Source organism: Pseudoalteromonas maricaloris, from assembly GCF_024746855.1.
GTDB lineage: Bacteria > Pseudomonadota > Gammaproteobacteria > Enterobacterales > Alteromonadaceae > Pseudoalteromonas > Pseudoalteromonas maricaloris.
In genome coordinates this window covers 3,093,114-3,119,683 of the sequence record NZ_CP024625.1, presented here as the reverse complement: position 1 = coordinate 3,119,683, position 26,570 = coordinate 3,093,114, and the positions used below count along the sequence as shown (strand labels likewise).

The window sequence follows — 26,570 nt, the reverse complement described above, 5'->3', positions numbered from 1 at the left end:
AGAGGTGCTATGGCAGTCACTCCACAATTTCAAGTCGATAAACTTAGCGTACAGCTTGGTGGTAAAGCCATCTTAAAGGCACTCAGCTTTGCTATTAATTCGGGTGAATTTATTGGTTTGCTCGGACCGAATGGTGCTGGAAAGTCGACTTTGCTGCGCACTTTATATCAATACACAGCACCAAGTTCTGGGGCGCTACTTTTCAATGATAAGCCGTTAGCTAGTTATGGACGTAAAGCCTACGCGAGACATGTTGCTGTGGTGCTACAAGAGATCCCCGCTGAGTTTACTCTGCCATTATTTGATATGGTATTGATGGGGCTAACACCGAATAAATCACTGCTCGCGACAACAACGGCTGCTGAAAAACAGGCAATCTTACATGCCATTGAGCAGGTTGGATTGAGCCATAAATTGGAGCAATGTTTTAGCTCCTTGTCTGGTGGGGAGAAGCAAAGGGCAATGATCGCACGTGCCATGGTGCAAGCGCCTCAAGTATTGATAATGGATGAGCCCACCAGCCATTTGGACATTAAATATCAAATCCAAATTATGGAGCTGGCCAAACAGCTTGGTGTTACTATTATTGCGTCTTTTCACGACTTAAATTTGGCTAGCGCCTTGTGCGACCGCTTATTAGTATTAAATAACGGTGAGCTTGTTGCAGATGGGTCGCCACTTGAAGTCATTACCGAAAGCCTATTAAGCCAAGTTTTTGGGGTATGCGCAGAGGTTTCTACTGTCTGCCATCCGCCAAATAACAGTGAGATCCCACATATACGCTTTCATTACGGGTATCAATTATGATTGCCGCAAAGCGGATCGCGTTGATATCGATACTGCTATTGAGCTTGTGCTGTTTTAGCATGCTGATGGCACTTAAGATCGGTGCGATTGATTTATCTTGGCATACGGTTATACAAGCGATTATTAATTTCGATCCCAACGTACTTCAACAACGAGTGGTAGTTGAGCTTCGTCTGCCACGGACGTTACTGGCGATGAGCGCGGGAGCAGGACTGGCGATAGCGGGTCTTATTTTACAAACCGTGACGCGTAACCCTCTAGCTGATCCTTATTTATTTGGTATTTCTTCAGGTGCTTCATTCGGTGTGGTGGTGCTTATCGCGCTATTTGGTGCACAGTCTAGCCTAATGATGTCTGGGGCTGCATTTGTCGGAAGTTTGCTGTCTATCTTGCTACTTTTATTTGTGGCAAATCGCAATGCGCTACAGCAGGTGGAAACTATGCTCTTGGCGGGCGTTGCACTTTCTTTTCTGTTCAGTGCCTTTACCAGCTTGTTGCTTTATTGGAGTGACCCTCAAGCCATCAGTGCAATCTTGTTTTGGAATCTAGGCTCATTTGCAAGGGCGAGCTGGCAATGGCTATGGCTTCCTTGTTTGGTCGTGCTACTGAGTTTTATCACGCTTTTAGTGATGCGTCGGCCACTCAACGCTTTGTTGCTCGGAGATGAGAGTGCCACCACGCTTGGCGTGAATGTAGGACGAGTGCGAATAGGTATGTTGTTATTGAGCTCCTTACTCACCGCAGTACTTGTGGCTGCGTGCGGCGGAGTCGGATTTGTAGGCTTGATGATCCCGCATATCGTGCGCTTTTTTATCTCGCAAGCAAAGGTCATTGGGCTTGTGGCCACCGCGCTTTGCGGTTCGCTTTTGATGCTATGGGTGGATGTATTGTCGCGCACGCTTATCGATAATCAGGAACTTCCCGTGGGGGTGATCACCGCCGCCATTGGCAGCGTGTTCTTCTTAGCATTGCTTATTTTCAAAAATCGCCGCTCTGGAGGCGTCGGAGTTACCCATGGTTAAACCGTTAGATACTCGCTTAAACACGCTTATTCAACAGCGCATTGATTTAAAAACCAAACCGCTAGGTGCGCTTGGTAAGCTTGAAGTCTTGGCTGCGCAGCTAGTACAGATCTTCTCACAAGGGCAGACGCAATTAAACATAGAGCAGTTAGCAATAACACGCCCTGCAATGTTTGTTTTTGCGGGTGACCATGGTATTGCAAGCCAAGGGGTTTCTATTGCGCCAAGCGAAGTGACTGGGCAAATGGTTGCAAACTTTGTGCAGGGCGGTGCAGCGATCAACGTCTTTTGTCGACAACTTGGTTGGCAGTTAACCGTAGTAGACTGTGGCACGTTAGTGCCATGCGAGCCTGCGCCGAATTTGCGCTCGCAGCGACTTGGCGATATTACTCATGCCTTCCATAAACAACCCGCGATGAGCGAAATGCAGCTCAAGCAAGGACTTGAATATGGAGAGCAAGTGGTGATGTCCGCTATTGAAGCGGGTAGCAACGTGATTGCTTTTGGTGAAATGGGGATTGGCAATACCAGTTCTGCAGCTGCAATTTTAGCGGCGCTCAGCGGGGCGAGTGTGGAATTGTGTGTGGGGCGCGGTACAGGCATTGACGATGAAACGCTTTGCAAAAAACGGGCACTTATCAAACAGGCTCTAGAATATCATCAAGATAAGCTTGCGACACCAGAGCAAATTTTGCAGCTCCTAGGTGGCTTTGAAATTGTGCAAATGGTTGGTGCCATGCTGGCGGTTGCTCGGGCACAAAAAGTAATCATAGTGGATGGCTTTATCTCCACCGCAGCGGCTATGTTGGCAAGTAGAATAGCACCGCATAGTAAGCAATATATGGTGTTTGCTCACGGCTCTATGGAGCAAGGTCATAAGTTAATGTTAGAGCAGTTAAACGCTGAGCCATTACTACATTTAGATATGCGCTTGGGTGAGGGAACGGGCGCCGCTCTAGCGCTTCCATTATTACAAGCTGCGCTAGGCTTTTTTTGCGAAATGGCAAGCTTTGCCGATGCCCATGTTACGCAAGTGGTAGACGCATAATGCAGTGGCAACAAGAGTGGCGACTGTTTAAGCTTGCCGTGGTGTTTTTAACGCGGGTGCCAATTCGTTTGGATCCTGCCCCTTCATCTGATGAACTTAACGAAGTGAGTGGTTACTTTGCTTTAGTTGGTTTATTTGTTGGTAGCTTCTCGGCCATACTTGGCTATGTTGCCAGTAGTAGTGTGTCGCTAATGTTCGGCGCCGTCGTTGCACTGGCTGCGAGTATTATACTTACCGGCGCTTTCCATGAAGATGGTCTTGCCGATGTTTTTGACGGTTTTGGCGGTGGCTGGAGCCGTGAACAAAAGCTTGAGATCATGAAAGATAGCCGTCTTGGTACATACGGTAGTTGTGCGCTGATATTGCTGTTATTGGCCAAATCTTCGCTATTGACCATGCTCTTTAATGACTTTGCAGTGACACTCGCTGCACTTATTTTGGCCCATAGCCTAAGCCGTGCCTTTGCGGTGTCTTTAATCGGTGCACTTGACTATGTACAAGCTGATAAGCTGAGCAAAGTTAAGCCTGTAGCTAAATATCTATCGAGTGCTGCAGCGACTCGTCTTACGCTTACTACCATCGCGATTTTAATTTTCTGTTGGCCATGGCTTGCGCTTTCACTGTTCGACTTGCTGATGCTGTGTACTTGCTTATTTGTGTTAAGACTTGTGTGCATTAAATGGTTTAACGCGCAGCTCGGTGGTTACACCGGAGACTGTTTAGGGGCTGCGCAGCAACTTGCTGAGCTTGTTATTTTGCTTTTTATTGTGGGTCATCTCTAATGGCACAAATACAGTTAATACTGGGCGGTGCTCGCTCAGGCAAGAGTCGCTTGGCAGAGCAGCGCGCTATTCTAATGTTAGAGCAAGGTGCGGTGAACGAACTTTACTATGTTGCAACTGCAAAAGCCCAAGATGAAGAAATGAAAAGCCGAGTGTTTGCTCACCAGATGCAGCGCGATAGCCGCTGGCAGCTAGTGGAAGAGCCATGGCATATTGATAAGCTTATTGCTACTGCACGCGAAGATGCGCTGTTACTTATCGATTGTTTGACTTTATGGCTGAGTTTTGGCTTATGCGAAATGGGCAAAGCCGCGACCATAGACAAAAAAGAACATGTGCTGGTGGCACTAGAAAGCTGTGCTGCCACTGTTATTTTGGTTAGTAACGAAGTGGGACATGGGATAATTCCGCTTGGCGAGCTAAGCCGTGAGTTTGTTGATGAGTCTGGTTGGCTCCATCAAGACATTGCCAAAGTGGCCGATAGAGTCGATTTTGTTATTGCAGGCTTGCCACAATGTTTAAAAGGTCAAGACGTATGAAAACCTTAATGGTGCAGGGCACCACGTCGGATGCCGGTAAAAGTACACTGGTTGCGGGACTTTGCCGGGTGCTGCAACGAAGAGGCTTATCGGTTGCGCCTTTTAAGCCGCAAAATATGGCACTAAATAGTGCCGTCACACCGTGCGGCGGTGAAATTGGTCGGGCACAAGCACTCCAAGCCGAGGCCGCAAAAGTCCCGCTATCCACAGACTTTAATCCTATTTTGCTTAAGCCAAACTCTGACACTGGCGCTCAAGTGATCATTCACGGCAAAGCCATTAGCAATATGGAAGCAGCCGCTTATCATGATTACAAAAAGGTAGCGATGGAGGCCGTACTTTCCTCACATCAACGCCTCAGCGAACAATTTGAGCTGTGCATAGTGGAAGGGGCGGGGAGCCCTGCTGAGATCAATCTGCGTGAAAATGACATTGCCAATATGGGGTTTGCCTGTGAAGTTGCATGCCCCGTGATTATTATCGCTGATATCGACAAAGGCGGGGTGTTCGCACACTTGGTTGGCACACTTGCGCTATTAAGTGACTATGAACAAAGCTTGGTTAAAGGGTTTGTGATCAATCGCTTCCGTGGTGATATTGCGTTATTGCAATCTGGACTTGACTGGCTCGAGCAAAAAACGGGTAAGCCTGTACTTGGGGTATTGCCCTATTTGCATGGCTTAGCGCTCGATGCAGAAGATGCGGTGACGGTGGACAATATCTGTGAACGGGGATCGTTAAGCGTCAGGGTTTTACTATTTCCTCATATTAGCAATCACACCGACTTTGACACCTTGCGCTTAAACCTTGAAGTGGATTTGCGTTATGTACGCTATCAAGAATCTATCGGTCCTTGTGACTTAATCATTCTGCCTGGCAGCAAAAATGTGTTGAGCGATTTAACCTTCTTACGCAAACAGGGTTGGGCAGAAGAAATCAAACGGCACCTGAGGTACGGTGGTAAGGTACTAGGTGTGTGCGGCGGTTTGCAAATGTTAGGTAAGTTCATCAGAGATCCAAATGCGGTGGAATCAACACTTGGTGAAGTTGCTGGGCTTGGTCTGGCTGACTTTGAGACCACACTCTCAGAGCAAAAAGTACTGACGCAAGTATCTGGCATTTGCCAATTGGATGAGCAAAGTGCTGAAATTTGTGGTTACGAGATCCATGCAGGGGTTTCTTCTGGAGCGGCATTAGAGGTGCCATTCTTGCGATTTAACACACATCCAAATAATAGTGTGCAGGACGGTTTTATCTCCCGAGATAATCAAATTGCAGGCACCTATTTACATGGTTTATTTGATACGGTTGCCGCAACACAGGCTATCTTGTCTTGGGCTGGTAGTAATCAAGCGGGCACTGCCGCGATTGATTTAGCGAAGCACAGAGAGCAACAAATTACGCGTCTTGCCGATAGCTGTGAAGCACATTTAGATTGGCAAAAATTGATGAAAATAATTGAGGAATAACATGAGCGAACAACAAGATAAACATCAGCAACGACAGCAAAAAGTAAAACAACAAGTCGATGAAAAAATTGCCGCGGCGCAGCAAGAGCAGGGCATTTTGCAAGTGATCACAGGTAACGGTAAAGGCAAGTCAACATCTGGTTTCGGCACCGTTGCGCGTTGTGTCGGTCATGGTATGAACGCTGCGGTTGTACAGTTTATTAAAGGAACCTGGGATTGCGGTGAACGCAATTTGCTCGAAAAAGTTGGCGTGCCATTTGCGGTCATGAAAACGGGCTTCACATGGGAAACGCAAAACCGTGAAACCGACACTGCCGCCGCGCAGGCTACGTGGCAACAAGCAAAAGTATGGCTACAAGATGAAAGCATCGACTTGGTATTGCTTGACGAAATTACGTATATGTTGAGCTATGACTATCTAGATTTGGACGAAGTCATAACGGCGCTAGAAAACCGTCCTACCATGCAATCAGTGATTGTAACTGGGCGCGGTGCACATCGACGCCTGACCGAGCTTGCAGATACCGTGAGCGAAGTGCGTAATGTGAAGCATGCGTTTGAGGCCGGCATTAAGGCGCAAAAAGGGTTTGACTACTGATGCTAAAATTCGCCTTATTTATTGTTCTAGGTTTTGCCTTTAGCGTTAGTGCTAAGCCCGCAGAGCGGATCATCGCGCTTGCGCCTCATATTGTCGAAAATCTTTATGCAATAGGAGCTGGGGAGCGGATTGTAGGCACGGTAGCCTATGCAGATTATCCAGAATCAGCCAAGCAACTGCCTCAAGTTGGTGACTATCAAGGTATTTCGGTTGAGAAAATTTTGGCACTTAAGCCTGATCTTATCATTGCGTGGAAAAATGCAAGTCACGTTCCTATGCTTGAAAAGCTCGAAAGCTTTGGTGTTGACGTGATTTATAGTGAAGCGAAATATCTAGATAAACTACCCGATGAGTTGCTACGCCTAGGTAAAATTACTGGCTTTGGAGCCCAAGCTCAGCAACAGGCGGATTTATTTGCTAAACGCTTAAATGAGCTAAAAGCTCAGTATAAGCAAAGCGCTAGCTTAGCTGTATTTTATCAATTGTGGCCATCTCCGCTGATGACCGTGGGAGGCGAAAGTTGGTTACAGCAAGTATTTACTGTGTGTAATGTGAAAAATGTTTTTGCCGACGCCACCACGGACTATCCGCAAATTAGCATTGAGAATGTTCTGTTGAAATCACCACAAGTGATTGTGATCCCTGAAGAAAAGACCAAACAAGAAGTTAAAGCAATTGCATGGCAGCAATGGCCGTCGATCCCTGCGGTAAAGTACCAACAAACTATTTCGGTAGATGCCGATCTGCTCCATCGTTATAGCTATCGTATGCTCGAGGGAATATCGGATTTATGTGGTAAACTCGACGCTTCTCGAAGCCATTATAATATGATGAAAAAAGGTGAAGCATGACAACGTGGAGTGACGTGTTAGGTCAGGAAAAACAACAAGATTACTTTAAGCAAACCATGGATTACGTGGCAGAGCGTCGCGCTCAAGGTATAAATGTATTTCCGCCCCATGAACAAGTATTTGAAGCGTTCAAAGTCACGCCTTTCGATCAGGTTAAAGTGGTGATTTTAGGGCAAGACCCCTATCACGGTCCTAATCAAGCCCATGGTTTATGTTTCTCTGTGTTGCCTGGGATTAAGCCGCCGCCGTCGTTAAATAATATGTATAAAGAGTTGGTGCAGGATATTGACGGCTTTCGCATACCTAATCACGGCTACCTAATTGACTGGGCTAAACAGGGCGTACTGCTGTTAAATACGGTGTTGACAGTAGAACAAGGCCAAGCCCATTCACATAAGCATTTAGGCTGGGAGCGCTTTACAGATGTAGTGATTGAAAGGCTGAATGCCCACAGCGAAGGTGTGATTTTCTTACTTTGGGGCTCACACGCCCAGAAAAAGGGTAAAAGCATAGACACAAGCCGTCACCATGTTTTACACGCACCACACCCTTCGCCGCTCTCAGCACATCGCGGCTTTTTTGGTAGTGGCCATTTCAGTAAAACCAATCAGCTGCTCACACAAATGGGTAAGCAGCCAATCGACTGGCGATTGGCCGAGCTATAGCAGATAAAAACCAAAAAGAGCGCCGTGAAGGGCGCTCTTTTTAGTTAAAATCAAATTCGTCTAAATCAACATTGTCTGCGAAAATATCCAATTCCTGTAGTTCTTTGCGTAGTCGCTGTTTATCTTTTAGCGCTTCAATTTCACGCCATTTTCTTTTTTTGCCCTTAGATGAAGTTTTTTTCCTAGTATCCGGACTTTCTAATAATTCTAATAACTCGTCTAGGGTATCCATGAAAATCTCCTATTGATAAAAACAACCTAAAGTGGCATTTGCTTCGGCTGTTGTTAGCACTACAACTGCAATGACACCGTTGATTTCTTCATACTATTTGGCAAACCTCAACATGAGGAACCGATAAAAGTCTGATAGCTAAAGTACGCTACAAACAACCCCGCGTTGCTTGCTTTTTGTACCAAAACCAGAAAGTAGCGGCATCAATTTTCACTTCAAGTGATATTGATATACCACAGACGGGATAAAAATAAAACACAATTGTGTCTTTTGAGTTAAAACCAAGTGACAGTTTGATGAAGGTCAATTCGGGTGATATCTAGGAGGTGTCAGAAAGGTTTGTATTGAGAGCGATAACAAAAACGCCGCAATATGCGGCGTTTCGAAATCGAATGTTTAAGGCGCTTACAGTGCTTTAAAGCGTGCGACTAGTGTTTCTTGTGCATCGGCAAATGAGCGAATACCTTCAGCAAGCTTTTCTGTGGCCATTGCGTCTTGGTTATGTAACCAACGGAACTCACTTTCGCTAAGCGCAGCAGGTTTTGCTTTAGGCGCAAAGTCAGCCTCAAGTAGGTAATCTTCGTTTGCAGGCATTGCAGCGAGCTCTTCTAATAGAGAAGGGCTAATCGTGAGCTTATCGCAACCCGTTAGGGCTAGAATTTCACCTGTATTTCTGAAGCTGGCGCCCATTACAACGGTTTTATAACCGTGCTGCTTATAGAATTCAAAAATACTACGAACAGATTGTACACCCGGATCTTGTAGTGGGTCAGTTGGTTTTTCTAGGCCGTTGGCAACGTGCCAATCTAGAATACGCCCAACAAATGGTGAGATTAAAAATACGTTTGCATCGGCACATGCACGTGCTTGCGCTTCGCTAAATAGCAGCGTTAGGTTACACTTAACACCTTCTTTTTCCAGTGCTTCAGCGGCTTTAATACCTTCCCAAGTCGATGCAATCTTAATCAAGATTTTGTCTTTGCTTACGCCTTGCGCTTCATATAAATTTAATAGCGTTTTTGCTTTTGCGATAGTCGCTTCGGTATCAAAAGATAAACGTGCGTCTACTTCTGTTGAGATATATCCCGGCACAGAGTTTGCGATTTCTTTACCAATCACAACGGCAAAATAGTCACAAGCAAGCGCTAATTGCTTGTCAGCGTCACTTTCATTGGCTTTGGCATAATCCCAAGCTTCTGTTAGATAAGGCTGATAAGCAGGCGTCTCTGCCGCTTTAAGTAAAAGAGAAGGATTAGTTGTTGCATCCTCAGGCTGTAGCTTGCGGATGGCTTCAATGTCACCGGTGTCAGCGACGATTGATGAATGTTGTTTTAGCCTATCTAATGCTGAAGTCATGTGTTCCTCATTCCAATATTGATAACAGCGAAGTGATATTAGACGCCTTATGTTGCAACACCATTAAATAGCTGAATAGGTCATATGTCCGTATCGGGCGACATATCACACTCGTTATTTAGGGTTATTGTTATATAAGGTCGAGTTGTAAAGCGAAGCTGTACTTTAACAGCGAATTGCTTAAGCCCAAGTGAAAGCGGACAAACACTTGAAGTTACTTGGGGATAGTGTTGAAATTGACATTAATTACTAGCTAAGTCAATAGGCAAACCATGATCACAGTTATCTCTCCAGCGAAAAACCTAGACTATGAAACACCTGCGCCAACCAAGATGCACACACAGCCAGAGCTGCTGGAGCATAGCGAGTCACTTATTCAAGTTTGTCGCGATTTATCACCACAGCAGATCGGTAGCTTAATGAAGATAAGCGACAAGCTCGCGGGCTTAAATGCGGCAAGGTTTGCCGAGTGGTCAGAGCCTTTTACACAAGACAATGCTAAACAAGCTATTTTTGCTTTTAATGGCGATGTGTATGTCGGTTTAGAAGCGCAAAGCCTAACTGAGGCTCATTTAAATTATGCGCAAAATCATTTACGTATCTTATCTGGGCTGTATGGCATCCTAAAACCACTTGACTTAATGCAGGCTTATCGTTTAGAAATGGGTACAAAGTTAAGTAACCCGCGTGGCAAAAACCTGTATGAGTTTTGGGGCACGATTATCGCTGAAAAACTGAATAAGGTCATGGAAGGGGCACAAACACAATACTTGGTGAACTTAGCTTCAAATGAGTACTTTAAAGCGGTAGATAAGAAAGCGCTGAAAGGCGAAATTATCACTCCTATCTTTAAAGATTGTAAAAATGGTCAATACAAAGTCATCAGTTTTTACGCGAAAAAAGCGCGCGGTATGATGGCAAGGTATATCATTGAGAACCAAGTATCGGATTTGGAAAGCCTGAAAGCGTTTGATATTGCAGGATACCGCTTTAGTGAAGAAGCAACGCAAAAGGCCCAAGAACCGGTGTTTTTGAGGGCAGAACAATGACAACAAAATTATGGGTAGCAGCAGTGTTCGCCGCTGTGTTTGTTAGCGGCTGTAGTGGACATTTTACAACTAGAGTCAGCAATGTGCCGGTCGATTGCGAAGGTGATTCACGTTCGTGTTCTATGAGCTGTCGCAGAGATTACTCAGATCCGATGCAAGTACAAAACTGTGAGGACAGGTGTTTCCAACAGCAAAATCAATGTCGAGTGGATAGACCAACAGAAGATAAATGGGAAATTACGGACGAAAAACCGACTTATCCCGCTTCCTTCTAATTCACTACGCTACGCGCCTTTGGGTAGGCTCATATAGGCGCGTACGACTCTATCTCTAAATGCTAAATCCGCTGCTTTATCGGCAGCTCTGTATAGCTGGCAAAACCCCTCGGGCTTTCCTGTTTGCAATAAGATGTCATCTAAAGCATCGATGCCAGTTAGGGTCTGCTGCCAGCGAGATACGATAACAGAGTCAGGCTCTGGCAGCTGACAGAGGATTTGCTCAGATAGCCTAAACTCACTGTTGGTAGCGACTTTGATCATATCGTCATTGGCCGCAGCTAACCAAGTAGCGCCTTTTGCGTTGACACAAATTAACGGTAAATAAGGCGCGATGGCTGGAAAGACGGTGTTTTTAAACACCTCCACTTGCCAGTAAGCGCGAGCAATCTTCACAAACTGCTCGAAATTGGTGATGGCTGAAAAGCCTGATTGTGCGATGGGTTTGATTTCAACTCTGGGTTTGTTTGCATTCACCGTATCGTTTGCGGTATCTATATACCAATCTCCCACCAACATCGCATTTTGAAAGTACTCATCGCGTAGCGAACCCCATACTTTTTTGAGCTCGGCATTCTCTTTAAGCATGTAATTTCTGAGCACAGATAAACGTTCTGAATTTTGCTTGAGCTCTGTGGTGACGAGTTTAAACATTTCATCGCGAATTTCTAGGCAGCGACCAAGCGGGTAGGGTTTATCTGAAAAATAACTGTACTTTGGTGCAAGCGTAAGATCGGCTTTGAGACGAAGGTTTGCCAGCTCAAAAGCGAGTAAATCTATTTCCTGTTGTGTCAAAACAAAGCCACTGGGTAGATACTAGATGGCACTAGTATAACCACAGTGGCGAATTTGGCCTATTTAATTGAAGAAATTAAATAACTTAGGATTGCATCAGGCTTAGGATCTCGGCTCGTATCCGGCAGATATTTAGGCCTTGTGAATATACCTTGCTCTACTAACGCGTCCAGCGCATCTAAGTGCGCAATGCCCGTTTTACCGAGATATAAGTTATCTAAGCTGCGGGTATTGGCAAGCTGCACTATGTCTTTAAAGCCTTTTAAGTAGAGATGATCTTTAGTAAAGCCACCACCACGGAAAATTCGCGTGGTCAGCGCAAAGGCTTCATTGACGTTTAATACCCCCGAGTCAGCCAAAAATTCATACACTTGATAGAATTTATCGCCTTTAAGCAGCATGTTAACCGCAATTACCCTAAGCGCTAATACTTTTAATCGTGTCAGGTTTATTTGCCCAGATTGATACTCGCGATAGATGGCAAGGCCTTCTTGAGTATAGGTATTGCCGGGTAGACCTAAGTGCAGCACTTTAAGTTGCTGGGCGTCAGCATTTAAGGTCGTGAGCAAGTGCACGCCTATTTCATGCTCTATCAAGGCATTGATATCAAGCTCAGATAGCATCGCACTGCTATTTACAAGCAGAAGACGCTTACTATTGTCGACCATTGCTTTGGCAACGAGCTTGCTTGATATAGCGACCTTACAAGGTAAGCCCATGGTCTCAATCGCTTGATTAAAACGTACTAGGGCCTGCTCGGCTGTAATGTCTTTTTTTGGCAAGGTTTCGGTTTCGCGCGCGTGTAGCAAGAAGGTCGCATTATTTATATCGTTGTAATCCGGCTCACCATAATAGCGTAGCGAGTTATACAAAAAGGCTTCGCGACCAATTTGGGTGATCAGTTCGATTTTAGTGGCGTAGCTGTCGATCACTTTATGATATAAATCTTTTACGATCGGATCTTGGATTTTCCCAACGGGCAAGCGATAGAGTTGCTCTTTAAACTCATACGGGTCAATTTTCAGCGGGCGATATTTAAACGCAGGCTGATAATGACGTTTCGAGAAAAAGCGACGTTTCTCTTGGGCGATATTACTTGGGTTAACGTAATGCAGCGTTTCAAGGTTTCTGGCTATGCGGTATAGCGCTGAGTCCACGTTGATCAGCGCAGGGTCAAGCTGCGACGTTGATTTTGCTTTGCGAAGTGGCTTATAGCAGTGATTTTTAGCAAATGTTTTTGCCGTTTTATTCAAAGCAACATGCATGTTGCGCTGTAGTTTTTCAAACACCACAGGGAATAATTCGCCACTGTTTTCGTCCATAAAGACTTTTTTGACTTCCAGCGGTACCACTAAGGTGTTATCAAAGTGGCTGGTAATATATTGCGCTTGATAACCATGGCCCTGAAAGACGGTATTTTCAGCACAATCCACCAGCTGGCCTGCCAGTTTTTTCAGTCCTAGCTGCTTTTTCAGCTCATCTAATACGGCGCGAAAACGCAAGGTATCAAGTTGTGCAGTGCCAATATTAAAGGTTGGTGCATAAGGGTAGCTACGAATTTGATAATTATAGCTGTGTACATCAAATAGCAAGCAGGCACCAAACTTACGCTCAAGCGTGGTTAACAGCGCACTGAGCACACGGTAATAGGCTGCATGCTTTGACAAGCTAACATCTATGTCTGCATTTGGTAGCGCTTGGCTCCACACTTGTTTACCCCATGCTTCTTTGTATATCGCAAGCTCTGGCGCACGGTTAAGATCGTATTCATAACGTGAGTCACGCGCGATAAGCGTGATGGGTAATGATTCAATCATGCCGTCGGTAAACGGATCTTCCTCTTGTAAACGCTCAGCATCGCTAATGGCGAACAAGCCTTTTAGGCTAGCACGGGTGCGGTGGCCTGCGTGTACAGCAGTGGCGACATAAGGCACGTATTCCCTCACTTCGAGGTGAAAAGCACCTTCAGCAAATTGTCCACTGATGGGTTTGCCGGCTTCAAGCGCGGCAATGATGGCTTGTTCAGATAGCATGAGCATCTTCTATTACTTGACGGAATTGGTTTTTGCGATGCGTTACTAGCTCTTTGGCGTGCACCACACTCTCTACAAAATCAATAACTTGCACTTGCAGCTTACAGCGGTTTAAACGGTTAATACGGGTTATCCCGCCAGGCGAGAGTACGTTAACTTCGATAAGCTTGCCGCCTATCACGTCAATGCCAACAAAATACAAACCATCACGCACAAGCTTAGGACCGATGTGCTTACATAACGCTTTTTCTTGGTTGGTGAGTTTGTGTTTCACTACCTTGCCACCGGCATGTACGTTGGCACGCACTTCATTTGCTGCAGGCACACGTTTCATGGCACCAATCGGTTCGCCGTTAAGCATTAGGATGCGAACATCACCCTCGTCGGCACCTTCAACATAATCTTGTAAAATGACGTAGTTGCTGCCTTTACCAGCCTCGTCGCCACCAATATAAAACTCAAGGAGTGAGCTAAAGCTTTGCTTCGCGCGTTTTTCAACGACGATAACACCGCGACCGCCAAAGCCATCAAGCGGCTTTAAGATCATTTTCTCTTGCTCTGACTCAGAGAATATACGCTCTAAATACTCTTTGTTTTTAGATACATGCGTATTTGGAATAAACTCTCTCGCGATGCCTTGGAAAGATGCCGTGTATAGCTTGTTATTAGCAATGCGCAGGCCATCAATGTCGTTGATGATGAAAGTATCATCACGAACAGAGTCTAAAAAGTTCATCGCTAAGGTATCAAGCGGCGGATTAGCGCGCATAAATATTGCGTCAAAACCTGCCAAAGGAAGCTGTACTTTTTTAAACTCAGCTTTGTTGTAAAAGCTCACGAAGTTATCAGATACTTTTTGGCCTGCAACAAATACATCACAGAAGGCACTAGCAACACTTTCGCGAATAGTGAGGTTGTTTACGGTGGTGATGGCAACGACGTGACCGCGCGATACGGCTTCGTGGATAAGTCTTAGCGTGCTGTCGTTTTCAGCTTCTACACGCTCCCAAGGGTACATAATAAAACAGATTTTCACGGGCTATTTTTGCTCAGCAAATAAATTGGCAATATAGCGGTAAAATAGCTTAGACGCTCACGGATTATTTTTATCGACAAGATAAGGAATATCAATCATCTACTGGGCAAGAAGCAGAGCACTGACAGGTGCTCCGCAGGGTGGATATCATACTCTAAAGCGGTTAACTATGTCACTCAATTCGTGACTTGCCCTTGTCAGTTGCTCACTGGTGTTGTTGAGTGAATGTGTGGTATCCAAAGAGTGATGGGTGGAGTCAGAAAGCTGAGCGATCCGTTCATTAACTTCTTGTGCTGCAAGACTTTGCTCGTCGGTGGCTTTGGCGATGTGGGTACTCATATCCGAGATAGCGTCAATAAGGCGCTCAATTTCGGTTAATGCGTTATCGGCAAGCTGTACTTGTTCAACCGTTTGCTCCGAGATTTGTTGGCTAATTTTAACTGCTGCTACGGCCTGCTGCGCTTCTTTTTGCAGTCGCTCGATCATGTTGTGGATTTCATCTGTGCTTTGGCCCGTACGACTTGCAAGGGTGCGTACTTCATCTGCAACAACAGCAAAGCCTCGTCCTTGTTCACCTGCTCGAGCGGCTTCTATTGCCGCGTTTAATGCAAGTAAATTAGTTTGCTCCGCAATACCTCGAATAACATCGAGCACCGATCCTATATGTTGACTCTCTTGCGCAAGGCTCGTTGTGGTCACGCTCACAGATTGAATTTGCTCCGACAGTTTTTTAATGGCGGCGATGGTTTGAGAAATAGTTTGTTTGCCTTTTTCACTGTAATTGCGTGCGTCTGCGGCGGAATGCTCTGCAGTGTCTGCATTGCTACTGATCTCACGAACTTGCATGGTCATTTGTTCGGCAGCCGTGGCGACTTGGCGGCTATTGTCATTTTGCGACTCAATAAATGCCAAGTTTTCTTCGCCAGCCGCTTTTACCTGATTAGCCAGTGTTTCAACTTCTTTAGCGTTATGGGCCACTGTCGCGATGGAATGACGCATCTTCTCAGTATACAAGTTAAAGTATTTGGCAAGCGCGGTTATCTCATCTTTACCGCTTTCGTCGAGTTGTCGAGTCAAATCGCCTTCGCCTTGAGCGATATCTTTCATCATGTCTTTGGCTTGTTGAATGGGGGTGATGATGCTCTTACCTATGATTGCACTAAATGGGAATAGCAAAATAATAAGCACCGCCATCTCAAGTAATAGCAAATTTCGAATGTGTGCAAACTCAGCTTCGATAGTGTCGAGGTACACACCGGAGCCGATGATCCAGCCCCAAGGTGTAAACGCTTTGACGTAAGATATTTTTTCGACAGGAGCTTCTTTACCGGGCTTTGGCCAAAGGTAGGGAACAAATCCCGCACCACTTTTTTCTGCCACTTGTACCATTTCAACGAATAAGCGCTTGCCGGTGGGATCTTTTGATTGGCTGAGATCTTTGCCGTTGAGCTCGCTTTTAAATGGGTGCATCACCATTTTAGGTTGATAGTCGTTGATCCAGAAGTAATTGTTACCTTCGTATCGTAAAGCGGCAACGGCATCAAGGGCTGCGGATTTCGCTTGCGCCTCTGGGAGTTTCCCAGATACATATTGTTGATGAAAGTAAGCCACCAAACTATAGGCATTTTCAACAAGGTTTTGAGTTTTATGATATTGCTGCTTTTCGAGTGCATCATACTGTTGCGATAAGCTTACTGCGCTTTGAAGGATAACGCCGATAATAACGACAATGATAAGTAACGCGAGGCGCTGGAAAATGGTGAGATTTCGAAAAAACTGTTTGGACATAACGCAATCCTTATGTCGTTTTTATTATTGAGAGAAGCAGGCGCGAACGCCTCATCAATTCATACTAATTAATCTTAGTAGTAATAACTTGAGATAGAACAATAATTTCAGTTTTTCTTAGTCTAGAAGAATAAACAATTAGACCAATGGACTAGAACTAAATGTAGAGAAAAGAAGAAGCGCCAGCTCATAGGAAGCTAGGCGCTATTAAGTGTTTACTTAGCTTCAACGTCAAAATGACGATTAAAGAAGTCAGTAATGGTTTGATGCAAGTGGGTTTGTACTTTTTTGCCACGTAAGCTGTGCTTCGAGCCTGGATAAGTCATCATTTCAAATGGCTTAACCTCGTCCTGCAACTGCTTAAATAGTTTCGTTGCATGGGTAAATAGTACGTTATCGTCCGCCATACCGTGATAAATCATCAGCGGGCCTTTTAGTCCATCAGCATAAGGGAACACCGCGCTTTGCTCATAGCCCTTGGCATTTGTATCTGGGTGACCTAGGTAACGCTCAGTGTAATGCGTGTCATATAGAGCCCAATCGGTTACTGGCGCACCAGAGACACCAGCTTTAAAGTAGTCGCCTGCTTTAAACATTGTCATCAGCGCCATATAACCACCATAGCTGTGACCATAAATACCAATACGCTCAGGGTCGACGTACTCTAGCGTACGTAAGAACTCAACGCCTTTAATTTGGTCAGCCACTTCCACTACACCTAAGTGCTTGTAGATTGGATCTTCAAACTTTTTACCACGGTTGTATGAACCTCGGTTATCTAATTGGAAAATCACATAGCCTTGCTGGGCAAGATACTGGAAATACAGGTTTTTGCTACGCCAGCTGTTGGTCACGCGTTGTGCATGAGGTCCGCCATACACGTTCACAATAACCGGATATTTCTTACCGTTTTCAAGCTTTGCTGGCTTAAATAAGCGGTAATACATGGTTTGACCATCTTCCGCTTTAAGCGTGCCATATTCTGGCGTGGCTAGATTGCTCAAATAAGGCGTTAACGGATGTTCGTTATTCAGCGCATTTTCTTCAAGCCAAGTCACAAAGTCACCATTCACTTTGCGTAGCGCAACGGCTGGTGGACGGTTTACAGAAGAGCTTTTATCGATAAAGGTACGGTTATCTTTCGCCAGTACAACACTGTGATAGCTGCCTTTTTCGGTAATACGTTTTGCATCGCCATCTTTAAAAAGTGGTACGCTGTATAGGTGGCTTTCAAGCGGCGTGTCTTTGCGGCCGGAGAAGTATACGATACCTTTTTTCTCATCAATGCCCTGAAGGCTTTCAACAATCCAATCGCCTTTAGTGATTTGGCGCACAAGTTGGCCATTGGTTCTGTACAGGTAAAGGTGCTTAAAGCCATCGCGCTCAGATGCCCAAACGAAATGCTTTTTATCCTTTAAGAATTCAAGGTCAAAGTGTAGGTTAATCCAAGTATCACTGGTTTCGGTTAGGGCGACTTGCTGCTTTTTGCTTTTAGTATCGTAAAAACGCAGTTCCAGTTTTTGCTGTGAGCGATTTTGCCACTGATATGACAATGTTTTGTTGTCTTTCAACCAGTTTGCACGGGCGATGTAAATGTCTTTATCTTCGCCTAGATCAATCCAATCCACCTTTTGGTCATTGATCTTTACAACACCTAATTCAATCTCAACGTTAGCAGTCCCGGTGTATGGGTATCGTTGGTTGAATAGCTTGACCTCTTCGGCATAGATTTCGTTACGAATGGCTTCTTGAACTGGGCTTTCATCAATGCGTGTGAAGGCGATTTGTTGCTCATCACCCGACCACCAGTAACCCGTCATGCGGCTCATCTCTTCTTGAGCAACGAACTCGGCCATGCCGTTTTTAATTACGCCACCGCCGTCTTTAGTTAATTGCGTTTCTTTACCCGATTTAAGATCAATGGCATAGAGGTTTTGCTCACGAATAAAAGATACAAAATTGCCTTTTGGCGAGAAGCGAGCGTCGGTTTCGAATGCTTCCGTTTCCGTTAGTTTCTTGCTCTTACCAGAAACGATTTCATAGTAGTACAAGTCGCCATTGAGTGGGAAAAGTAGCGCTTTGCCATCTTTTGACCATTTATATTCTAAAATACCACGGCCAAAAATACGTTGACGCTCACGTCGTGCTTTTTCTTCATCTGAGAGGTTCTCTGGGCCAGAAAATAGCGCCGCAGAATCTACCAACAAGCGGTTGGTATTGTCTTTTAGATTGTATTCCCAAAGGTCGTAACGGTTATAGTCTTCATTTTTACCTTGAAGATAAGTAACACGAGAACCGTCAGGAGAAAATTGCAGTTTTACAGGCGCTTTACCTGAAAGAGACGGGTCGTCAAAAAGTCGCTCTAGCGTTAGTTGCTCTGCGCTAGCGGTGACAGAGGCAAGTGCTAATGGAAGAGCGATGGTGTAGTGTTTAATGCGAGAGTGCACGGTAGCCACCTTGTTATATTTTTAAAGTCTGATCGGATGGTAATGAAGCCGCTTTGCAATAGCAACAAATTCGGATAGAGTGCCGAGTAAATAGGATTTAAAGAACTTCACTATGTCATTTGAATTAGCTAAAGAATTACAACGAGACTGTATCTTAATTACCGAGTGGCCGCTGTGTAGCGTATTGTTAATGAATGACTCACAATACCCTTGGTTTATCTTAGTACCTAGGGTTGTGGGCGCGAAAGAAATTATTGATTTACCTGAGTCGCAGCAAGTTCAATTTTGGCAAGAATCGGCCAAGCTCAGTCGTTTGTTACAAGACACCTTTACCCCAGATAAATTAAATGTGGCTGCACTTGGTAATATGGTGCCGCAACTACATGTGCATCACATCGCACGATTTAAAACCGATATTGCATGGCCGAAACCGGTTTGGGGGCTTTTTTCTGCAAAACCTTATGAAGATAAAGAAATTGCAAAAATAAAAACAAACTTTGAATAGATTAGTATTGTATTAGGGACGAGGCTCGATTAAAGTTTTATTGAGCTTGTTTCTGTAAAAGGGATTTTAGTTGAAATGTTAAATGATAGCTTCCTCTCTTTTCCAGCTCAAGCTAAATAAGAATAACTTCTAAAACAAAGGAATATTATGAAAGTTACCAATCTATTTAAATCAATTGCGCTTGCTTCTTTGGTTGGCGCTTCAGCTATGTCTTATGCTATCTCGGAAGGTGAGTTAAGCTCGCAACAAGGGGCCGTGATAAGTGCAGAAAATATGGAGATGGGTGAGCAGGGGGCTAATCGAGGACGCTGTGAGACTTATAAGTACACCAGATATAAGAGTGCTAAAGTGGGCCAAGAAGTTACCCTAACTCGCTTTTCTAGCGCTAGTATTAGCTGCAACTCTTACTTCTTCACCATAGAGAAAAACTATGACGGCCATGATATGGAGTTAATTCTGTACAGAGGCACGGATGAAATTGATTCGGGAACCCACATTGGTCGATACTTACCAAGAGGCAACTATACACTTACGTTGAGAAATAATGGCGGTGGTACAGGTACACGTGGTGGTGTACGTTACGAATACCGAGAGAATTAATTCAATAGGTGCTCAATATTGCGCAGGCCACTTAAGCCTGCGTATCAATCAATTGAGTTTCTTGAGTTTTTAAAAATGCTACCGCTTTTTCCTGATACTCTTTAAGGAAAGATTCTGAAGTGATTTTGGCTACTGTTTGTTGCTTTTGCTGGGCGATGCCATGTGAACCATGAAATGCGCGATAATTTTCTTGCTCCATCTTGGCGGTTCTCTCTACACTTTCGGCAAAAAAATCGCTGATCTTTATCTTATCATCAGCACTGTAGTCAAGCTCAGAAAAGTCAGTATTATCTAGTGCTCCTTTAACGCCCATCACATCATCCCAAAAAGTGTCACGCAAGCTACCCGAATATCCGCTAGCGCGAGCCATATCCGATTCTAAAGTTCGAATTGCATCGACAATATCGGTAAATTCGTTAATAGACATGTTATCAAAGTCGAAGCCATCGGGATTAAGTAACGCACTGTATGGTGAGCTATTAAGTGTGTCACCAGTATATGCCGCGACAGTCATTGGTTTGTCAGACGGTTGTTGTACTTCACCTCCCGTAAGGGGGGCAGCTTCTGATGGTGCTTTCACTTGCGTAGCAGCAGACTTTGCGGATGTCATAATCAGTGATGCAGAATGGATGCGAAAGTTCATTGTCATAAAAACTCCTTTTTGTTTTAACACAATGTTTGTTTTCTATCGGCCTTGTTCCTAGTTTACTTTAGGTGATGTCGCGATTTTTATTTAACTTGCAGTGTAATGGAGTAAGTCATGCCATAGGCGTTTAGCTTGTCGCTTCAGTCACTATGGCATGGTGTTCTAATTCATACTAGAGTCCTAGCACCTGCTTACCTTGCTTAAAGGTAACATCAACAGGAATGTTCGCTTTTGAAAGCTTATCTAGGTCTTTTTGTAGTTCTGCTTTGATATCGCCGTGCGTGGCGATCAGTTGATCGACTTTTTGATAGTCGCCGTCACCTTGTAGCGTTAGGATAAGGTTAGACAGTTTCTTCATCGCTGCGCCCATCTTCTCCATATTCACTTGATATAGACCGTCCGTGTTTTTAGAAAATGCGCCTTCTTCTTTAAAGAAGTTAAAGCGGATCATGTTCGCTTTACCATGTGCACTGGATGCGCCAAAACGTACTGAGCGGAAGATACCAGCCATAAAGGTGATGTAGTAATCCTCAAGCGTACCTTCGGTGATCTCGCCTTTTTTAAGTAGTTGCTCAACCATGTATAGGCCTAGAATATCGGCTTTACCTTCTTCAAGTGCACTGGCGTGTTCTTGCAGTGATTGGCGCACAGTGCCTTTACCTGTAATGGTATTTTTAATGCCTAGACCATGGGCCACCTCATGGAACATGGTATTAGCAAAGAAAGCATCAAAGGTGATGTGTTTACGTTGCTCCTGGACGATAAGTTGATCAGCGATCGGTACTAAGATCTTATCGAATTTTGCGCGCATAGCGTTTTTAAGCTGTAGGCGACGCGTGCCTTTTTGGAGTTGCACCTCTTCGTCATTTGGCAGGTTAATCGCAATGGTTTTACTACCCGCGTTTGAGTGGCCTGCATAATAAATGACGTCATATGCGTTTAGGTCGGCGTCAGAGCCTGGCACTTCTTGCTTGTATTTATCATCAACTGGCAAGCCAGTTTGTAGCTCAGGTAAAAAAGCGGCAAACTTAGCGAGACGCTCACTCCACGCCAAGTCTTTCACTAGAACGTAAGATTCAAAAGCGGCGCGATAGCCAAATAGCTGGTCTTCATAGGTTTCAATTGGGCCAATCACCACATCAATCGGGTTATTCTTCATGTCCATCCAAGCAAAATCAGACGCTTGGTAGCTATTATTGACTAACGCATCTGCACGCAAGTTTAAGTAGTTTGCAAACTCTTTGTCTTGTGCCAGTTTACTTGCTTGGCGTAAAAGCTCTGCGGCTTTATCCAATTCAGCTTTATACGCGGATGAGTAAGAAGTGCTGTATAGCTTGCCGTTTTCATCGCGGCGGATAACAGAATACAATCCTGTTTTATCTTTTACTTCGGCGTTATTTAGCTCGTCTTTGGTAATGTCGCTTGGGTAAAATTCTGCACCCAGTGCTTTTTCTTCAAAGCCAGAAAGAAAAACTTGGTCGCCATTTAAACGATCCCAAGGTCCATAGTTAATGTCCGCGAATTGGCGTACTTTTTCGTCTGAGATTTTGCTTAGGAATGTTGCTTTGTCTTCGCCGAACGCTTGTTGCCAAAATAAATCATCCATAATAACCGAAGCATCGATGAGTAAAGCTAACATCTTTTTCTGGTTATCGTTTAAGTGACTTAAGTCTGTTTCTAGCGTTACTGGGGTATAAATATCTAGCCGATCTTGAGATGCATTAACGAGCTTATAGCCTGATTGTTTAGTATCAACTTGTGCTTGCTCAGTTTGTGCACTAGTTTTCTCAGTTGAGGTTGATGGCTCAGAGCAGCCAGTTAGGGTGAGACCTGTTGCAAGCGCGATTGCAACCGAAATCATTGAGTGTTTCATAATGCTCCCTTGTTGTCTTAATTCTGTGGTGATCACCTTACACGATTTTGTATCACAATACTTAGTTAACTTAGATTAGCATGTGGTATGCAAGCCGCTGTTAACGTGAAAGGTCATCATTTGTGTCCAGCTGTGGGTCATTTTCAGTATTTTTGCGGCAAAGTTTGCCACAATACACCGTATGCTATGAATTCTAACTTGCTAATTATTGAGGGTATATAAATAAAATATTATTTTTTTAGATTTTCTTAACTTTATCCGAAAGTTAGACAATACTTACGTCATAGATACTAAAAATCAGCAGTGTGACCTCCAGCAAGCAAGTACTTACTTTTACCATAAGCATACGCTTGTAGTCAGGTCTATTATTCAGTTATTAAGGGATTTGGTTTCATGTCTACAGAAAATGCTTTGCTCACGATTCTAACTGACAGAATTAATAACGACACCTTGGTATTGCCGACATTACCTGAGATTGCAGTGCGGGTTAGGCAAGCGGCAGATGACCCTGAAATTAACTTGATGCAGATGGCTGACGTAATTTCTCATGACCCGGCCCTTGCAGCACGTATGATCAAAGTTGCCAACAGCGCTTTTATGGGCCGTTCGGTGAAGGTAAACACCTTAAACCAAGCGGTAACTCGTATCGGTCTCAGACAAATCAAGAATATAGCGACTGCAATGGCGATGGAGCAGCTATTTGTTTCTAATAACAAGCTTATTAAAACTTACATGGACAAAGCTTGGCAGAAAACGCTAAAAGTTGCTTGCCAAGCGATAACAACGATGGATTTTTATCTTCGCGTCAATAAGCATACGTCGCTTAACAAAGATACAATCACTTTGGCTTCTTTGGTGTTTAATATCGGTGTTTTACCGATTTTGACAGAGGCTGAACGTCACCCCGAAGTGTTTGCCAATCCAAGCTTTTTGGCTCATGCCATCCAGAAATTAGGCGGCAAAATTGGGGGGGCAATAATGCGAGAGTGGGAATTCACCGATGAGTTTGTTGAAGTCGCAGAAAGCTGGGCAAATCCAAATTATCGGCCTGAACATGTTTGTTATGTCGACTTTATTCGTGTTGGTGCAATTGTAGAAGGTATTTTGCAGGTGTCGGATAAGTCTGCAGCGCTAAAACAGTATGAAGAAAAAGGGGTAATAAGAGAGGTGAATATGTTTGCTGATGACACTTATTTGAATGTACTCGAAGACGTTAAAACAATGTTTGCTTAATCCCTGTACTCAATACGCGGTTTCAGCGCTTTTGTTTGCCGTGAATATAAAGACCTCTGTTGAGGTCTTTATCGTTTAGGGTATAGCCTCGGCCCGAGGCTTTCTAACTATTCTGCTTATCCGAGCACCTGTAACTGAAATCGTTAAGCCACATAAAATAAAACCACCCCCAACGGCTTCCATTAGCATCAATTGCTCATTGAGTAATAGTGCTGAACCTACAATGCCGACAATAGGGATTAATAAAGCAAAAGGCGTCACTGCCGCGGCCTTGTGATTTTTAAGTAGCCAACCCCATATTGCGAATGCAATTAGTGTCGAGATATAACCTACATAGGCAATGGATAGCCAAGACTGTGTTGTAGTGTTTAGTAGTAAGGTCAATGGGGCATCAGTTTCAATAAAATAAGACAGTGTAAAAAGTGGCAATGGCGGCACTAGGCTTACCCAAACAATAAAGTGGAGTAAATTAACGTCTTGCAGGCGCTTCATAATGAGATTTGAAAACGACCAAAATAATGCCGCGAATAGAATGAGCACCGCGCCCAATATTGTCGTTGACCCAGAGGAGTTGATAAAAAACAAACTAAAGCCAAACGTTGCGATGCTAATCCCCACCACTTGAAAGCGATCCATGGTTTCCTTTAACAACAAAACACTTAGCAAAACCGTGAAAATGACTTGGGCTTGTAGCAGCAAAGAAGCAATGCCGGCTGATGCGTTTGACTCCATCGCAATAAACAGCAAGCTAAACTTAAGCACACCTAAAAATAGCCCAACCCCGAGCACGTTCCATACCGATGTGTTAGGAAAAGGAATGAAGAATACTGCAGGGATCGCGACTACCAAAAAACGCAAGCCTGAGAATAAAATAGGAGGCAACTCTGCTAGGCCAAATTTAATGACCGAAAAGTTAAGCCCCCAAATGATCACTACCATCAAAGCCAATGAAATGCTTTTTACATTCACGCGCGTCAAACTCCGTTTAATTGTACGAGTTACCGTTTTCGGGTATCGGGACTACCGGCGTAAACTGTCTTCGATGCCTGAAATTCAGGTTAGCAAAGCGTTACTGCCAAAGCCGAATTCCTATCATGCCATTGAAGAGTAAATAAAGCGCGACAAATGCGTTGGTTAGTGCAAATAAAGTCGCGAGCCAGTAACTATACGCTCGCACTTGAGTGCGTTTAGTTTTTCTCCACACAAAAAGATGCCAAATTGATACTAGTAAATACCAGATAGTAGTAAGGAATAGAGCAATAGAAAGCCAACTAGGTTTCGCCACTAAAGGGGTTAATTGAGAGCTGTTTTTTGCAATTACAATCAAGATAAGTGCCATTATCACACTGGCTATGGTGTGGATGCTACACCAAGTGAGCTTACTACTAGCCAAAGAAGGAGGAGCTTTCTTTAAGCTCTTTCTTATTAACCTAGTCAATAACAGCACAATGGTCATAAAGCTTAACAGTAACCAAAATAGCACGATGAAAATGGGAAAAATCGCCATAAAGCCAGAAGTACGCTTTAGCGTCATGGGACCATACTGTAATACTTCTCCGGCAAGCGGATCTTGAGTCTGTGCAAGCACAACTTTTCCTGTACTCCACTGTGCAAACAATCCATTACCCGCATTACTTAGCGGTCGTGGTGGCATGCCAAGTAAAGCATGGATATGTGCTTTATCATCACGTACGGTGAGCTTCCAAGGGAGCAATGAGACAAAAGGGGCAACCAAACTTGCAGACGGATTGATCAGGCGATAAAAACCTGACATCGCTTGTTGTGTGGCAGAGAAGTGTTCTGAAGTTATATTTGGTTGTGCTGTATCTTGAGTAATAAACTCAGCCAAAATTTGATGGATTTTCGCCGTGGCAGCGCCTTCACCATTGACTGCAATAACGTAGCCTTTCCCTAGTTGAGGCTGATAGACGAGTATTGCAGAGCCTCCGCGTATGCTACCTTCATGACCATAAAGTATGACGCCATTGTGGTGAAATAAATTAACCCCTTGCCCAAAGGTCAGCTCAATACCTGCGCTGGTGGGGAGTGTTCCACTTGGGGTTTGTATCTCTTTGAACGATTGTTGAGAGAGGAGCTGCTGGTTATTACTTTCACCTTGCTCAAGCAAAAATCGCAACAAGTTTGACATGTCTGAGACACTACTGTTGAGGCCTCCAGCTGCGCGATTATTGAGGTGTTCATAAGGCAAAGGTTTATTGCCAAGATATAAAGTTGCGGCATTGGTACGATAAGTGTCAGTGTAAAAATAGCCACTATCATTCATTGCTAGAGGCTTGAAGAACTGCTGCTCAATAAACTGCTCAAACGGAAGCCCCGATTTTTTCTCCACCAAATAGGCCGCAATGAGCGCGCCATTGTTATTGTATGCGGTGCGGCTGCCCGGTGGCCAACGAGAAATTCTACTGTCTGGGTGAATATTAAGTGCCTGAGATATTGAGATGGGTTGCTCAGCCACTTTGACATTTTCAGCAAAATGCATCCCGTCCCAACCTGTAGAGTGATTGAGTAAATGCTTTACCCTAAGCGGGTATTCTGCCGACCAAGGATTAGTAAATTCAACTTCAGGGGCAATATCTATCAAACGGTCATTGAGAGAAAGTGTTCCCTGTTCAACAAGTTTCATCACTGACATCGCGACCAGCATTTTGGCAATCGAGCCAAATCGAAACTGGGTCTTTGCCGTAACAGGACGTCTGTTCTCAATATCGGCATAGCCAGAAGTAATCACGAGAGTTGGTTGTCCAGCTTCAACAATACCGACTGCAATACCTGGCACGGAAGTCATTTCTCTTACTTTATCCAATTGCTGCTGAAGAGATGTTGTAGTTGCAGCTTGTACTTTACTGATAGCAAGCCAAATGAACAAAAATAAATAGGCTAAACGGACTAACATGGTTTTC

Annotated in this window: 25 protein-coding genes; 14 read left to right on the top strand and 11 right to left on the bottom strand. The window is 44.4% G+C overall.

Going from position 1 to position 26,570, the window contains the following annotated elements; translation table 11 throughout:
• Positions 1 to 9 precede the first annotated feature (9 nt).
• From CTT31_RS13795 to ung, 9 genes are read left to right on the top strand one after another with little or no spacing between them, the layout of a single operon-like run.
• Positions 10 to 807, top strand: a complete 798-nt coding sequence (locus CTT31_RS13795) for an ABC transporter ATP-binding protein (protein WP_260491450.1) — start codon at positions 10 to 12, stop codon at positions 805 to 807.
• On the top strand, positions 804 to 1,829 hold the full coding sequence (locus tag CTT31_RS13790; protein WP_045987679.1) for a FecCD family ABC transporter permease: 1,026 nt from the start codon (positions 804 to 806) through the stop codon (positions 1,827 to 1,829). The genes CTT31_RS13795 and CTT31_RS13790 overlap by 4 nt, the downstream gene beginning before the upstream one ends.
• The gene (gene cobT, locus CTT31_RS13785; RefSeq protein ID WP_211858362.1) at positions 1,822 to 2,877 is read left to right on the top strand and encodes a nicotinate-nucleotide--dimethylbenzimidazole phosphoribosyltransferase; all 1,056 of its coding nucleotides are present in this window, start codon (positions 1,822 to 1,824) and stop codon (positions 2,875 to 2,877) included. The genes CTT31_RS13790 and cobT overlap by 8 nt, the downstream gene beginning before the upstream one ends.
• On the top strand, positions 2,877 to 3,659 hold the full coding sequence (locus CTT31_RS13780; RefSeq protein ID WP_211858360.1) for an adenosylcobinamide-GDP ribazoletransferase: 783 nt from the start codon (positions 2,877 to 2,879) through the stop codon (positions 3,657 to 3,659). Before cobT ends, CTT31_RS13780 begins: the two co-directional genes overlap by 1 nt.
• Positions 3,659 to 4,198 carry a bifunctional adenosylcobinamide kinase/adenosylcobinamide-phosphate guanylyltransferase gene (gene cobU, locus CTT31_RS13775; protein ID WP_211858359.1) on the top strand — a complete coding sequence of 180 codons (540 nt, stop codon included), beginning with the start codon at positions 3,659 to 3,661 and terminating at the stop codon, positions 4,196 to 4,198. Before CTT31_RS13780 ends, cobU begins: the two co-directional genes overlap by 1 nt.
• Positions 4,195 to 5,667 (top strand): cobyric acid synthase, encoded by a 1,473-nt coding sequence (locus CTT31_RS13770; RefSeq protein WP_260491449.1) that lies wholly within the window; start codon positions 4,195 to 4,197, stop codon positions 5,665 to 5,667. The genes cobU and CTT31_RS13770 overlap by 4 nt, the downstream gene beginning before the upstream one ends.
• A gap of 1 nt (position 5,668) precedes the next feature.
• A complete protein-coding gene (gene cobO / locus CTT31_RS13765) occupies positions 5,669 to 6,265 on the top strand; it encodes a cob(I)yrinic acid a,c-diamide adenosyltransferase (RefSeq protein WP_045987675.1) in 597 nt (198 codons plus the stop codon).
• Complete coding sequence (locus CTT31_RS13760) at positions 6,265 to 7,116, top strand: cobalamin-binding protein (RefSeq protein WP_211858357.1); 852 nt, start codon at positions 6,265 to 6,267, stop codon at positions 7,114 to 7,116. Before cobO ends, CTT31_RS13760 begins: the two co-directional genes overlap by 1 nt.
• Complete coding sequence (gene ung / locus CTT31_RS13755; protein ID WP_211858356.1) at positions 7,113 to 7,781, top strand: uracil-DNA glycosylase; 669 nt, start codon at positions 7,113 to 7,115, stop codon at positions 7,779 to 7,781. Before CTT31_RS13760 ends, ung begins: the two co-directional genes overlap by 4 nt.
• Before the next feature lie 40 nt (positions 7,782 to 7,821).
• On the opposite strand, the gene CTT31_RS13750 is transcribed toward ung, so the two are convergent.
• Together CTT31_RS13750 and tal are read right to left on the bottom strand one after the other, a co-directional pair.
• Entirely contained in the window at positions 7,822 to 8,013 is a 192-nt protein-coding gene (locus CTT31_RS13750; RefSeq protein WP_010606112.1) for a DUF3545 family protein, read from the bottom strand.
• Positions 8,014 to 8,418: 405 nt separating this feature from the next.
• On the bottom strand, positions 8,419 to 9,369 hold the full coding sequence (gene tal / locus CTT31_RS13745) for a transaldolase (RefSeq protein ID WP_174169852.1): 951 nt from the start codon (positions 9,367 to 9,369) through the stop codon (positions 8,419 to 8,421).
• Between the two features lie 272 nt (positions 9,370 to 9,641).
• Here tal and yaaA point away from each other — a divergent pair, with 272 nt between their 5' ends.
• Positions 9,642 to 10,418: a peroxide stress protein YaaA gene (yaaA, locus tag CTT31_RS13740; RefSeq protein ID WP_211858355.1), complete on the top strand. Its 777-nt coding sequence runs from the start codon at positions 9,642 to 9,644 to the stop codon at positions 10,416 to 10,418.
• Positions 10,415 to 10,693 (top strand): hypothetical protein, encoded by a 279-nt coding sequence (locus CTT31_RS13735; RefSeq protein ID WP_130163554.1) that lies wholly within the window; start codon positions 10,415 to 10,417, stop codon positions 10,691 to 10,693. The genes yaaA and CTT31_RS13735 overlap by 4 nt, the downstream gene beginning before the upstream one ends.
• Before the next feature lie 9 nt (positions 10,694 to 10,702).
• Here CTT31_RS13735 and CTT31_RS13730 read toward each other — a convergent pair whose 3' ends face one another.
• The 5 genes from CTT31_RS13730 to CTT31_RS13710 all read right to left on the bottom strand — a co-directional run bounded on the left by CTT31_RS13730 (position 10,703) and on the right by CTT31_RS13710 (position 18,792).
• Positions 10,703 to 11,488 (bottom strand): hypothetical protein, encoded by a 786-nt coding sequence (locus tag CTT31_RS13730; protein ID WP_211858353.1) that lies wholly within the window; start codon positions 11,486 to 11,488, stop codon positions 10,703 to 10,705.
• 59 nt (positions 11,489 to 11,547) lie between these two features.
• Positions 11,548 to 13,527: a flavohemoglobin expression-modulating QEGLA motif protein gene (locus CTT31_RS13725; protein WP_260491448.1), complete on the bottom strand. Its 1,980-nt coding sequence runs from the start codon at positions 13,525 to 13,527 to the stop codon at positions 11,548 to 11,550.
• Positions 13,511 to 14,557, bottom strand: a complete 1,047-nt coding sequence (gene gshB, locus CTT31_RS13720; RefSeq protein WP_010372154.1) for a glutathione synthase — start codon at positions 14,555 to 14,557, stop codon at positions 13,511 to 13,513. Before gshB ends, CTT31_RS13725 begins: the two co-directional genes overlap by 17 nt.
• Before the next feature lie 147 nt (positions 14,558 to 14,704).
• Complete coding sequence (locus CTT31_RS13715) at positions 14,705 to 16,345, bottom strand: methyl-accepting chemotaxis protein (RefSeq protein ID WP_211858349.1); 1,641 nt, start codon at positions 16,343 to 16,345, stop codon at positions 14,705 to 14,707.
• 215 nt (positions 16,346 to 16,560) lie between these two features.
• Complete coding sequence (locus CTT31_RS13710) at positions 16,561 to 18,792, bottom strand: S9 family peptidase (protein WP_260491447.1); 2,232 nt, start codon at positions 18,790 to 18,792, stop codon at positions 16,561 to 16,563.
• A gap of 112 nt (positions 18,793 to 18,904) precedes the next feature.
• On the opposite strand from CTT31_RS13710, the gene CTT31_RS13705 reads away from it, so the two are divergent.
• A complete protein-coding gene (locus tag CTT31_RS13705) occupies positions 18,905 to 19,297 on the top strand; it encodes an HIT domain-containing protein (RefSeq protein ID WP_260491446.1) in 393 nt (130 codons plus the stop codon).
• Positions 19,298 to 19,444: 147 nt separating this feature from the next.
• Positions 19,445 to 19,897, top strand: coding sequence for a hypothetical protein (locus tag CTT31_RS13700; protein ID WP_260491445.1), 453 nt, complete (start codon positions 19,445 to 19,447; stop codon positions 19,895 to 19,897).
• A 31-nt stretch (positions 19,898 to 19,928) separates the two neighbouring features.
• Here the strand turns inward: CTT31_RS13700 and CTT31_RS13695 are convergent, their stop codons facing one another.
• Positions 19,929 to 20,546, bottom strand: coding sequence for a hypothetical protein (locus tag CTT31_RS13695; RefSeq protein ID WP_260491444.1), 618 nt, complete (start codon positions 20,544 to 20,546; stop codon positions 19,929 to 19,931).
• A 169-nt stretch (positions 20,547 to 20,715) separates the two neighbouring features.
• On the bottom strand, positions 20,716 to 22,416 hold the full coding sequence (locus CTT31_RS13690) for a dipeptidyl-peptidase 3 family protein (protein ID WP_260491443.1): 1,701 nt from the start codon (positions 22,414 to 22,416) through the stop codon (positions 20,716 to 20,718).
• 393 nt (positions 22,417 to 22,809) lie between these two features.
• On the opposite strand from CTT31_RS13690, the gene CTT31_RS13685 reads away from it, so the two are divergent.
• Positions 22,810 to 23,649, top strand: a complete 840-nt coding sequence (locus tag CTT31_RS13685; protein ID WP_017216375.1) for an HDOD domain-containing protein — start codon at positions 22,810 to 22,812, stop codon at positions 23,647 to 23,649.
• Between the two features lie 75 nt (positions 23,650 to 23,724).
• Here the strand turns inward: CTT31_RS13685 and CTT31_RS13680 are convergent, their stop codons facing one another.
• Both CTT31_RS13680 and CTT31_RS13675 read right to left on the bottom strand, forming a co-directional pair.
• The gene (locus tag CTT31_RS13680; RefSeq protein WP_211858342.1) at positions 23,725 to 24,618 is read right to left on the bottom strand and encodes an EamA family transporter; all 894 of its coding nucleotides are present in this window, start codon (positions 24,616 to 24,618) and stop codon (positions 23,725 to 23,727) included.
• Positions 24,619 to 24,718: 100 nt separating this feature from the next.
• Positions 24,719 to 26,563: a serine hydrolase domain-containing protein gene (locus tag CTT31_RS13675; RefSeq protein WP_260491442.1), complete on the bottom strand. Its 1,845-nt coding sequence runs from the start codon at positions 26,561 to 26,563 to the stop codon at positions 24,719 to 24,721.
• Between the last annotated feature and the right edge of the window lie 7 nt (positions 26,564 to 26,570).

Coding starts and splice junctions, on each gene's coding strand:
- CTT31_RS13795 (WP_260491450.1), top strand. CDS start 10: ATGGCAGTCACTCCACAATTTCAAGTCGATAAACTTAGCGTACAGCTT.
- CTT31_RS13790 (WP_045987679.1), top strand. CDS start 804: ATGATTGCCGCAAAGCGGATCGCGTTGATATCGATACTGCTATTGAGC.
- cobT (WP_211858362.1), top strand. CDS start 1,822: ATGGTTAAACCGTTAGATACTCGCTTAAACACGCTTATTCAACAGCGC.
- CTT31_RS13780 (WP_211858360.1), top strand. CDS start 2,877: ATGCAGTGGCAACAAGAGTGGCGACTGTTTAAGCTTGCCGTGGTGTTT.
- cobU (WP_211858359.1), top strand. CDS start 3,659: ATGGCACAAATACAGTTAATACTGGGCGGTGCTCGCTCAGGCAAGAGT.
- CTT31_RS13770 (WP_260491449.1), top strand. CDS start 4,195: ATGAAAACCTTAATGGTGCAGGGCACCACGTCGGATGCCGGTAAAAGT.
- cobO (WP_045987675.1), top strand. CDS start 5,669: ATGAGCGAACAACAAGATAAACATCAGCAACGACAGCAAAAAGTAAAA.
- CTT31_RS13760 (WP_211858357.1), top strand. CDS start 6,265: ATGCTAAAATTCGCCTTATTTATTGTTCTAGGTTTTGCCTTTAGCGTT.
- ung (WP_211858356.1), top strand. CDS start 7,113: ATGACAACGTGGAGTGACGTGTTAGGTCAGGAAAAACAACAAGATTAC.
- CTT31_RS13750 (WP_010606112.1), bottom strand. CDS start 8,013: ATGGATACCCTAGACGAGTTATTAGAATTATTAGAAAGTCCGGATACT.
- tal (WP_174169852.1), bottom strand. CDS start 9,369: ATGACTTCAGCATTAGATAGGCTAAAACAACATTCATCAATCGTCGCT.
- yaaA (WP_211858355.1), top strand. CDS start 9,642: ATGATCACAGTTATCTCTCCAGCGAAAAACCTAGACTATGAAACACCT.
- CTT31_RS13735 (WP_130163554.1), top strand. CDS start 10,415: ATGACAACAAAATTATGGGTAGCAGCAGTGTTCGCCGCTGTGTTTGTT.
- CTT31_RS13725 (WP_260491448.1), bottom strand. CDS start 13,527: ATGCTCATGCTATCTGAACAAGCCATCATTGCCGCGCTTGAAGCCGGC.
- CTT31_RS13715 (WP_211858349.1), bottom strand. CDS start 16,345: ATGTCCAAACAGTTTTTTCGAAATCTCACCATTTTCCAGCGCCTCGCG.
- CTT31_RS13705 (WP_260491446.1), top strand. CDS start 18,905: ATGTCATTTGAATTAGCTAAAGAATTACAACGAGACTGTATCTTAATT.
- CTT31_RS13700 (WP_260491445.1), top strand. CDS start 19,445: ATGAAAGTTACCAATCTATTTAAATCAATTGCGCTTGCTTCTTTGGTT.
- CTT31_RS13695 (WP_260491444.1), bottom strand. CDS start 20,546: ATGACAATGAACTTTCGCATCCATTCTGCATCACTGATTATGACATCC.
- CTT31_RS13690 (WP_260491443.1), bottom strand. CDS start 22,416: ATGAAACACTCAATGATTTCGGTTGCAATCGCGCTTGCAACAGGTCTC.
- CTT31_RS13685 (WP_017216375.1), top strand. CDS start 22,810: ATGTCTACAGAAAATGCTTTGCTCACGATTCTAACTGACAGAATTAAT.
- CTT31_RS13675 (WP_260491442.1), bottom strand. CDS start 26,563: ATGTTAGTCCGTTTAGCCTATTTATTTTTGTTCATTTGGCTTGCTATC.